At 36.1% G+C, this 11,140-nt stretch carries 8 protein-coding genes and 1 pseudogene; 3 read left to right on the plus strand and 6 right to left on the minus strand.

Going from position 1 to position 11,140, the window contains the following annotated elements; genetic code table 11:
* Together L654_RS0108905 and L654_RS0108910 are read left to right on the plus strand one after the other, a co-directional pair.
* Positions 1–1,743: TonB-dependent receptor (locus tag L654_RS0108905; protein ID WP_024607828.1), on the plus strand; the 1,743-nt coding region annotated here is incomplete at its 5' end.
* Positions 1,744–1,847: 104 nt separating this feature from the next.
* On the plus strand, positions 1,848–3,416 hold the full coding sequence (locus tag L654_RS0108910) for a sulfotransferase (RefSeq protein ID WP_024607829.1): 1,569 nt from the start codon (positions 1,848–1,850) through the stop codon (positions 3,414–3,416).
* Between the two features lie 340 nt (positions 3,417–3,756).
* On the opposite strand, the gene L654_RS0108915 is transcribed toward L654_RS0108910, so the two are convergent.
* The 6 genes from L654_RS0108915 to L654_RS0108945 form a co-directional block, all read right to left on the minus strand.
* Entirely contained in the window at positions 3,757–4,188 is a 432-nt protein-coding gene (locus L654_RS0108915; RefSeq protein ID WP_008165663.1) for a universal stress protein, read from the minus strand.
* 518 nt (positions 4,189–4,706) lie between these two features.
* On the minus strand, positions 4,707–5,354 hold the full coding sequence (locus L654_RS0108920; protein WP_024607830.1) for a hypothetical protein: 648 nt from the start codon (positions 5,352–5,354) through the stop codon (positions 4,707–4,709).
* A 107-nt stretch (positions 5,355–5,461) separates the two neighbouring features.
* Positions 5,462–5,755: a hypothetical protein gene (locus tag L654_RS0108925; protein WP_024607831.1), complete on the minus strand. Its 294-nt coding sequence runs from the start codon at positions 5,753–5,755 to the stop codon at positions 5,462–5,464.
* Between the two features lie 591 nt (positions 5,756–6,346).
* On the minus strand, positions 6,347–9,190 hold the full coding sequence (locus tag L654_RS1000000126895) for a TIR domain-containing protein (RefSeq protein WP_024607832.1): 2,844 nt from the start codon (positions 9,188–9,190) through the stop codon (positions 6,347–6,349).
* 377 nt (positions 9,191–9,567) lie between these two features.
* The gene (locus tag L654_RS0108940; protein ID WP_024607833.1) at positions 9,568–10,113 is read right to left on the minus strand and encodes a hypothetical protein; all 546 of its coding nucleotides are present in this window, start codon (positions 10,111–10,113) and stop codon (positions 9,568–9,570) included.
* Positions 10,114–10,168: 55 nt separating this feature from the next.
* Positions 10,169–10,573 carry a hypothetical protein gene (locus L654_RS0108945; protein WP_024607834.1) on the minus strand — a complete coding sequence of 135 codons (405 nt, stop codon included), beginning with the start codon at positions 10,571–10,573 and terminating at the stop codon, positions 10,169–10,171.
* Positions 10,574–10,852: 279 nt separating this feature from the next.
* Here L654_RS0108945 and L654_RS0108950 point away from each other — a divergent pair.
* Positions 10,853–11,140, plus strand: a pseudogene (locus tag L654_RS0108950) (excinuclease ABC subunit A); the annotation flags it as partial.

An 11,140-nucleotide genomic window follows, 5' to 3' on the forward strand; every position in this document is an offset into this window, starting at 1 on the left:
CGCGAGCCTGGCGTATCGTTGCCAGATCCAGATTGGAGCGATAGCTCAGCAGTTAATAACAACCTTAAAAATGTAAAAGACGCCAACGGCGAAACCACCACTACAGGTCGTATTTCTGTTCGCTTTAAACCAAATGAATCGTTTGAAGGTACGCTTAACTACTTTTATCAAAACCAAGACAACGAAGGCCGCTCGATTGTTCATTACAACAGCCTTAATGCAAACAACGGTTTAAGCGACGTAATAGGCAAATACGAATCAGCTTATCGCTTTGAAGAGCCTCGCGAGAAAAAAGATCAATTACTAAGCCTTGAACTAAAAGCCGACCTAGGTTTTGCAGAGCTAGTATCGGCAACCGGTATTTCGAGCTTTGATGCCGACGGCCAACGCGACCAAACAGACTTACTTATTCGTCTTGATTACGGTTATGAAGAGTTTCCTTCGTTTTCAACGTTTACCCGTGAAATTGACGAAGAAGATACCTTCACCCAAGAAATCCGCCTAGTGTCGCAAGGCGACAGCGACTTTAACTGGATTGTGGGTGGCTTTTATAACAAAACAGAAACCGAAGCATCAAGCCGAGAGTTTACGCCTGGCTTTGACCAATTCGCTATCGATAACTTTGGTGGCGAGCAGCTAAGACCTGACTCGTTAGAATACTTAGAGCTTACAAAAAGTACCGTCACTGAGTCTGCACTATTTGGTGAAGTGGGCTACCAAGTTACCGAAAAATTAGATGTGACCATTGGTGCCCGTTTTTACAAGTACGACATAGAGTCGCAAGCGGCTTTTGACTTCCCGCTAGCAAATACATTGTATGGTGGAGTAGATCCTGATGTAACCACCGTTGCATACGAGAAAGACGAAGCAGGCGATAACGGCAACTTATTTAAATTTAATGCTAAATACCAGTTCACTGACTCAGTAATGGGTTACGTAACAGTAAGTGAAGGCTTTAGAATTGGCGGTTCAAACGGTTTAGTGTCATGTCCTGATCCAATTGTTGAGGATCAACAAACAGGTTGTGGTAAACCTGACGAATTATTATATGAAGCCGACACCACAACAAACTACGAGCTAGGCTTTAAAAGTACATGGTTTAGAAGCCAACTACACTTTAACGCCGCGTTATTTAACGTAGATTGGGATGATGCGCAAATCACTGGCGCTACAGATATAGGTCAATTAACGTACCTTTCAAACGCAGGTAGCGCTAATGCAAAAGGGATTGAAATTTCAACCCGCGCTATTTTATCTGACTCGTTTTCAGTTTATGCTACGTACGCTTACACAAAAGCAGAACTAACATCAGACGCACCATTTTTGTTTAATGCCGATGGTACCGGTGGCGCAGAAGACGGCGACCGTTTACCTGGCTCACCTGAAAACCAATTTTCGATGGGTGTAAACTATCAAACAGACGTGTTTAACGACAAAACGCTTGATATTAACTACGGTTTAACCGCGCAAAGCGATGTACTTTCAAGAGTAGGGCTTCGTGATAACGGCGAAACACTACCAGGTTACAGCTTAAGTAATATATCAGCTAAATTAACGGCTGATGCATGGTCAACTACGCTATATGTTGATAACCTATTCAACAAATACGCGGTTACATCCGTTCGTCGTTCAGATGCAGATATAACATCAGCTAATGGCGCCGACATACAACGTAACTACGGCCATTACATTAATCGCCCGCTTACGGTAGGTGTTAAATTTAACTACAAATTTGAAATATAATTTATAGTAATTTTTAAACAGTCTCACTTTTTAAATACTGTTTTAAGGCTCAAATTTATTTGAGCCTTTTTATTTTCTTTTACAAAATAATAATTACCAAAACCATGCAGCCAAATTTAAAGCAACTTCATCAAAGCGCAATACACTCCCTAAACCAAGGTAAAATAGAGCAAGCACACAAAGCCCTAGTGGAGTTAGTTACACTCAAACCAGACTTTGCTGATGGGTATTTTTTGTTAGCTATGGTTAATTTAACTGTTGGGCAAATACACAAAGCAATAAAGTTCATCGAAAAAGCCCTTACCCTTGGCCAAAGTATTGAATATACCACGCAACTTGCTAAATGTTACGCACTTACTGGCGAATTACAAAAAGCAAAAAACACCGCACTATCGGTGCCATTAAAGCAAATAACTAAAGCCCTTGATGCCGACACACTTGGCGTTGCACTTACTCAAGCAGGCATTCACGAACACGCACTTAACTACTTTGAGCGCGCTATTACACTGGCTACAGCGGCTAACAAAGCTCAACCACCGTTTTATTATAACTACGGCGTAAGCGCTAAGTTTTTAGGACTATTTGATAAATCCCAACACGCTTTTGAAAATGCCATAGCGCTTAACCCGCTGCATCATCAAAGTCATTTTGCATTAAGTGATTTAACTAAAGTAAGTAAGCAAAACAACCATATTGAGCGCTTAAAAAACGTATTTGAGCAAGTAACGCACCCCGATGCAAAACTGCATATTGGCCATGCTTTAGCAAAAGAGTATCAAGACCTTGGTGAATTTTCAGAAGCTTTTAACGCGTTAGAGCAAGGTAAAGCAGCTAAACGCGCTATACAGCCGTTTGATCATACAAGCTCAACTGAGTTATTTGAACACATTAAACACTTAAGTGGACAGCACAAACAAGCGCTAACACAAGGTAACCCAACGGCCGAACCTATTTTTGTATTAGGTATGCCCCGCTCTGGCACCACATTAGTTGAGCGTATTTTATCGAGCNCGGCAGGTGAATTACAAGACTTTGGCCTAAGTGTTAAAAAGCTAAGCCAAACACAAACACCCCATGTACTCGACACTCAAACGCTCAGCAAAGCCTACGAGCTTGATTTTAATCAGCTTGGGTCAACCTATTTAAACGCAACACGCGTAATAACAGGCAGCCATAAACACTTTATTGATAAGCTCCCGTTTAACTTTTTTTATATCGATTTAATAACCAAAGCACTGCCAAACGCTAAGATTATTTGCATGCTGCGCGACCCTATGGACACCTGTATTGGTAACTATCGCCAGTTATTTACCATTAATAACCCCTACTACGCGTACTCGCTCGACCTACTCGACACTGCAAAATTTTATAGCCGTTTTTACAAACTCATGCAGCACTTTAGCGCCCTGCACAGCAATATAAAATTAGTAAAATACGAAGAGTTAGTCGCAAAGCCCGAGCAACAAATAAAAGAGTTAGTCAGCTTTTGTAATCTAGAGTGGCAACCCCAATGTATAGATTTTCACTTAAACACCGCACCAGTTTCTACTGCAAGTAAAATGCAAGTACGCCAACCACTTAACAATAAAGCAATTGGCCGTTGGAAGGCATTTAAGCCCCATACTGATAAAGCAGTGGAGTACCTTTTAAAGCAAGGTATTAGTATTGAATAAACGCTTTATTTTCACCAGTGGGAGACGCCAAATAAGCGATTTTATGTAAGTGTAGGTCGGATAAGCGAAGCGCCATCCGACACAGTAAAATACCTTGCCAATTATTTTCAATATTTTATGTTGTCGAGTGGTTGGAGAGTAGCCATGAGCGGACCTTCATTATTCAGTCAATTCAAGAGGAAAAGACCAGGTTGTACGTACAGGTACTGCCCCAGTATGAAACGTTCACTTTCGGGCAGTTCAACCGTGTATTGACGTTTACACAACTCACATTTTCACCCAACGTGCTGGCCACTTTGTCCCGTCTAAACCGCAGCGGGACAAGAGATACGCGCCAATTTTATTTGACTATTAACACTGGGCAATCAGCTTTATTGGCGATCGTTTCTGCAACGTTAACATTCAAAAAATGAGAAAGTCCGGTTCTTCCATGACTGGCAATTACCACCATGCCTATATCACCGCTATTAGTCTCATCTAAAATCTCATTAATGGCATCACCATGTCGAATAACCGTTTCAATCTTTAAATCAGTATTTAACTGACCTAATAACTCATGCATTTTACTCGCCGCAGCGTCTTCCATATTTTTAGCTAACTCTTGGGGAGTTATCGCAAGGATCATATAATTCTCATTATCTGAAGGCTGATCAACAATGTGTAAAATACGAATGCCTACTTGATATAAATTCGCCATTTCAATGGCATATTGCAAAGCATGTGATGCAGTATCAGAAAAATCCGTAGGCCATAAAATATTACCTGTTCGCATATTATTCTCCTTCACAATCTAAAATCATATTTTTCAATGATATTACCAACTCCATAAGAATAGACTCGGCTCCATCTCAGCAAGTTAAGTGTAGTGAGTATTAAAGGGTTATCTATTGATTACGATCAATAAATAACAATAAGGCACTAAAAGTAACAATATCTCATCAATTTATGCTTATTGATTAGGCTGTGAATACAGAGTTTATTATTCTGGTTGTCGTTGTTGTTTCTTTTATAAGGTAATCAATATTTGGAATAATTGGGGCTGACAGTCAGTTTTTCACTCACAGCTGAACTTCACAAATTGCCATATGCAGGCATTGATGATCCATGATGTGTGAAGTCCAGATTTGGCCCCATTCGTTCATTCATTTTTAATTTTTGTCAGCATTCGTCATTTAAGGTTGAAAAGCAATCAATCCAGAAGTTTGGGTATGTTCCTATAAGAGTAACTTTACAACCTCAACGCTAATCTATGTGACAGTAAAAGCCGTTCGATTGAGGTTTTTATTATGCTTATTTATCTGATGAAGTTGAGCTAGCTTGAGTAGCACTCGAGCTAGGCATCATTGCTGCCGCACCAGTAGTTTGTGGTTGAGCTACTACTTGCTGTTGAGTGCTACCTTGAAGCGCACTAGCGCCTTGAAAGCTTCTATGAAGATCTGTTGCTTTCATACAACTATCTGTCACAAAGACTCTTTGGACTACTTTTTTATCATCTGACATTGGTTTTTCTCCTATTGTGAACATATTTTGTGACGTCGATACACCAAGTACAACCGTCATTACTATAGCTAGATAGAATGATCGAATTGCTGTTTTATCTAAGATATCCAACTGATATTGTTTTACTGAAGTATCTCTTTTATTCACTAATTCAATTATAAAATTAGAGTTTTTTCCGAATATTGAAATAACGCTGTAAATAGCCACCAAATAACCTAGGGCAGCAATCAAAAAAAATATAAATTCAAAATATGAAATATTTTTAGCAAGCTGTAACAAAGTTAATAAAAAACCCATTCCTGCTACAGAAAGCGTCAATATACTTTTATCTTTTTCCATTGTCGTATTATAAAAGGACGAATATGATTGACTTTGAAACTCAATCGCTGAAAGTTGTTCTACTTCTTTGTCGGACAACCCTTTTTTTTCTTCTGGCATAACCTTCCTTTGCTAGTCATTACATTTCGGGAACAGCATAACACGCAAAACTAGCTCAATTAGCACAACGCTTCCATCAGCTGACGCCGTAGGCGGTTGNCCGCCGCTCAGTTTGAGCAGGTAAGTTTTTTATTAATATTTTGAGCTACAAATTGCATACTCATATTACTAAAGAATGGATGCCATGGCTGCGGAGCTAGAAAATGAAAATGTCGGCCATGCTGCCAAACTAGATAAACTTCACCAGCTAAACCAGCATCTTGAGCAAAATATTGAAGGGATGTTTTGAGCTCATTTTGCTTTGCATTTGACATATTATTAACGGAATTTGAAACAGGGATAATAATCATATCCTGCCCTTGCTCTCTTATATGTGCAACTTCGTACGCTTTATTCGACATAACTAATTTCCTATAGGTTATAACAGCTTTATCAAAGGACACTTTCCCTATCTTAGCGCGAAAACTTCCTTATTTCATGAGCTTCTATTATTAGCAAATAGTGTAACTCATTGCCAATTATAAATATTATAGTTACTGTAGGTTATTTGAACATATAAAAAAGAGAAAAGTTTCCTCTTAATATTACTAAATTAATGACAACACCTTTAAATGACTTGTTTTCGCTCACAGCCGAACTTCGTAAAAGTGCCATAAGCGGAAGGTCGTTAGCTGTTTTAGCACCTAAACTAGTTACTTTTTGATAAGAGGTGACTCAATATAATATTTGTACAAGCAGTAAATAAAGCTAGAAGTAAAAAAGAAAGCAAACATGGCAACTCCAAATATTATTAGACGCTCAATAACAACACTCAAAGGAGCGTTTAATTCAGTGAAAGCGACTCTAGCTACAGCTAGTGACATTGTAATAATAAAAAGTGAGAGCCCTATTTTTAACGCGTAAGGGAAGCGTACTTTAAATACGCCTTAGATAATTCCATGTCCATAGTTTTTAAACAGCTAACGACTTGTTAGCTGTATTGGTAAGCAGACTTAAACAAGAGATGATACAATTCTTCTCAATTTATCATCAACTGTATTGTTCATAATAAGAGTGTAAACACTATCGTGATATGTAGGGCAGATTTCGAAATAGGTTTCGTGAGACTTTTCTAATTTAACTTTAATAATTCCTTTGGAATATAAATCATCGAAGAAGTTATTATCAATACCTTTAACTTTATCAGAAAATTTTATATATGATTTTTTTTGATCAACAAATCTTGCTCTATTAAAAAATGAAGTAAAGAATGTCCTCAACTCTTTTTCAACCAAAGCTTTATTCTCCTTAATTCGATTTGTAGATAACTCAATAACAATATCAAGATCTCCCATTTGGCAAGTAGAAAACATTTCAGGACTTAGACAGCTTGGAATATTATCATTATTTATATTTTCAAAAACACAATTTGAGAATGTGGTATTTTCAAACCTTGAAGCAGTAAAATTTTTATAACCAATAAACCTAGAGTTACATACGTGTGTATTTGAAAAATCTAATGCTGTTCCATCGCCATATATTGAAAGATAATAAACATTACTTTGATCTCCAAAAATGTCCTTTAAAAAAAGCATTTTATCTGTTTTTGATAATTGTTTCTTAAGCTCAAGAGCTAAATTAATTAGGAAAGAAATTGCTCGAAACCTATAGTCATCTTTCTTGAAAACATCATCATAATTAAGAGAAGATTTTGTTTGAATTATTAGTTTTTTAATCAACTTATCGGCGTTGACAGTGTCATTTATGAAGTATTTAATTACATCTTTAAAAACACTACTATCTCCATAAGAATGCTTAGCTATTAACTTAACTAGCTCATCATTTTTGTCACAATTGTTAATAAAATTAATAATACTTAATGTATTAAAATACTCTGAGATGAAGTCATATTTAAAGCTACAAACATCCCCACAAACCGAGATTAAAGGGTTTCTTAATAGTTTATCAGTTAACTCTACAGCAACCTCAGGGTAATAGACCTCTATAATATTTTTTAAATCTTGTGCCGGAAAATTATCACTATGAGTAATAGCTAGCTCCAAGAAAATATCTAAAACTTCATTTATTGATATTTCAATTGATTGCCTAACCGATTCACGCCTGAGTATCGAATATACGAGGTAATCTGTTAATTCAGAATTACTTTCATAATTTTTATCTTCAAATGAGAGTTCAAATTTTAATGAATCAGATCCTCGAGCGTCTTCAACAATAGAAGAAAGTAAATCTACAATAAATGGTAGTATTCTTTGATTTTCGTCTTTGGAAATTAAAGGCGTAATGTTTGCCTTAGTAGCTCGAATCATTTCTTCGCAATTACTGTAATTTTTAAAGCGTTTTTCTAAATATTTTTGACAAGTTTCATCATCAAAACCAAGTAACATAGACTTACTCAAGTTTGAAAACTTTGACACTAACTCATTAGAAATAACATCATTTCTAGATGTTATTATTATTTTTGAAGAGCACATCTGTTTATTCAAGTCATCAATTGATTTTAAAAATAATTCAATATCAAATCCTTCATGGAATAATGGAATAAGCTCATCTAAGCCATCAATAATCAAAATTAACTTTCCAGTTAATATAGAAACTTCAAATGTAACTTTATTGAAAACGTATTCATTGTCTTGATTAATACATACAGATGAATATGCATCGTATAGATCAAATACACTTTTAATATTTCTTCTAGCTAATAAGACTGATGATTTTTTCATCTCCTCTGACTCAATGAATATAGGTATGACATCACTTTGTTTTTGATAATACTTTGCAAGATTTGAACATAATGTCGTCTTCCCTGTTCCTCCGGGTGCAATGATCACATTAGCAGTTGATTGCTCATCTTCATTTAATTTCTTTTTGAAATAATCAAATGCGGGGCCTAAATCCTCTCTCTTATCATCATTCCCAATAAGAGACTGGTCAATAAAATTGGGGCGAGTGTAAATACCTAAATCACGTTTTGCATCCTCATCAATGCAGTACTCCCAGATGTAATCCGAATAAGTAAGCTCAGTTAGCTTTACATTGAAACCATTATCTTTAAATAGCTTAGTGAGATACCCCTTTTTACTGCTATTTCGCTTTAGTACAGTCAGATGGTCTATCCTTAAACCTTCTTCTTTAATTAATTTACTTATTCGTTGGGCTGTTTTATCTAAGGATGTATTATTAAAAAGAAATAAATAATATTGTAATGAAGGAGATTTTGTTTCCCATAACTCAAATTTTATTTTATTTGAGCCCGAAAAATCGGTTGTTTGTGAGCGGTCAAAAGAAAGTTTTCTGTTCTTATAATTAATTTTTAGAAAATCTTCAATTCTAGTAAATTCTTGTACTACGGGGATATTGTGAATAGAATATTTTTTTTCAGGTCTAGAAGCCTTTGAAGTTCCTTTTATATGTTCTAATAATTTTAAAAATGACTTTTCAAAATCAGCATCTTTCCTAAAATCAATATAAAATTTACTTTGTAAATAATTTGGAACATCAGTTCCTTCTCTAAGAATAGGGATTATATTACTTTTGCCCCCACCTAAATTTTCTGACCAATGCCTTGCAACCGCCATAGATGTTTCAATTCCAACTCCACCAAGTCGATCATTTGCCTTTACATTATAACTTTCAGTGATTACAGGTAAAAGAAGGTCTGTTTTAAAAACAGCCTTCTCCATGAAATAGTCTTTATCTGTAAAAGAATCTAAATCATATTGATCAAAACTTACTGTTAGCTCTAAAATTTCTTCCAGTCTGTCGGCAAGCTGTTTAGTCCATTTTTGGTGATTATCCCCATCCCAGCTATAACTTACAAATATCTTTTCGTATTCCATGTAGTAAATGAACCTCTTAAATTATTGAAGTCGTGGGTAATTTAAAATACAGCTAACAGCTTTATCAGAGGACAGATTCCCTATTTTTGCGAGAAAACGTACCGTTTTATGAACTTATATTAATAGCAAATAGTGTAAGTTATTACCAGCTATAAATATTATGCTTACTGTTGGTTATTTGAGAATATAAAAAAGGGGTAAGTTTCCTCTTATTATTACTAAGCTAATAACACCTCCTTAAATGACCGCTATTAGCTCACAGCCGACTAATGAATACATGCAATTTGCAGATACTCAATACTTTAAAAACCTTTGCTATAATACCAAGCTGAAGAGTAACTCCAACTGCACACTATTTTTGCGATTATAAGAGCTTGTTATTCTGTTTTTAAAACCATACCTTTCGATTGGGCAAATATTACTAGCGAAAATACTATTTCGGTTATCCCGCCAATAAAGGCGCCGGTTACAAAATTGGCATTTACTACAATACACAGCATGCCAGAAAGCATAAGCGAAACACCTAAAATCCAGTACACTTTCATGCCATATAAAGTGTTGAAAACTAAATAGCGAACACCAATTATCATCAGCATTATTGAATAAAACCATTCAGCTTGAAGTTTTGCTACATAAAACGCTAAAAACAAACCAACAAATAAAATAATAGTGCTTTCTAAGGCCAATTTACCTAATGGGTTTTTAGGGTCATGATTGCCAGAGCGTTTAAGAGCTTTTGAAAGTAGCATGGCTAAAGGATGTATAAACATACCACCAAAAAACAAAGTAAGCATACTCGATTGATTTGAATGCAGTAATGCGACAAAGCCAGCTATACACCAAACCAAGCCAGACACTAATACACCGGTTCCACCACCGAAGTATGCGAGGTTCATATTTTGTTGTGCATCTTCAAATTTCATAAAAATCCTTAATTTTAGAAATATCCCTAATTTAATATTATCGCATCGTTATTAGTTACAAATCGTTACTCGAATACACACTTAAAATAGGGAATTTATAATCGGCAAACGATACAGTTACGGATTGTGTTTCGTTGCCTTTAAAACCGAGTTTAAATTCCATTGGCATGAATCGGCTGCCATCAGCAAAAAGCGCAAGTAAGTGCTCCTCGCCTAATTCGCGATTGCCCGACGATAAGTTAGTTAGCGTTATAACAGCCCAGCGTTCGCCCTCTTCATTGCTCATTAATACATAATTAACGATTTTAAAATCCCCTTTTTTAGGGATTATGTTGCTATCGTTTGCAAACGATAAGTGCATGCTATTTGGTACTGCACGGTCAACATTTAGCGCTTTGATAGAGTCGGCTTGGGTTGCCCACGAAAGCACCAATAAAATGATAACTAAGGCTTTATTCACTGTTAGTTCCTTTTTATTACCTAGTAAAATACCTAGTAAATTACGTAACAAATTACGTAACAAATTACATAACAATAACTGTTTAAATTATATTCGCATTCCATACCTATTATGTAAACAAACAATCATCGTTATTTACCCAGCGCTTTGGCTGCGCCACTACAGACTAAGCGCTCATTCAGTGTGCTTGCGCTACTTTAGGGTAATAACGAGTAATAAGAGTAAATAATTCAAAGCTAACTTAAAGTAAAAAGCGCGATTAAACAGGAGTATAAACGTATGGCAAGCACACATAAAAACTCAACAATGGATTTATCTGATCCCAGTAATAGCATTCAAGTAAGAGGGGCACGCGTTCACAACTTGAAAAATGTAGACGTTGATTTACCTCGTAACGCATTGGTTGTTTTTACAGGAATATCGGGCTCTGGAAAATCGTCGCTTGCGTTTGGAACGCTGTTTGCTGAGTCGCAGCAACGTTATCTTGATTCAGTATCGCCTTACGCCCGTAGGTTAATAGATCAAGTTGATGAGCCCGATGTTGATTCTATTGAAGGGCTACCGCCT

Origin of the sequence: Pseudoalteromonas sp. TAB23, assembly GCF_000498075.1 — a bacterium.
Taxonomy (GTDB): Bacteria; Pseudomonadota; Gammaproteobacteria; order Enterobacterales; family Alteromonadaceae; genus Pseudoalteromonas; species Pseudoalteromonas arctica.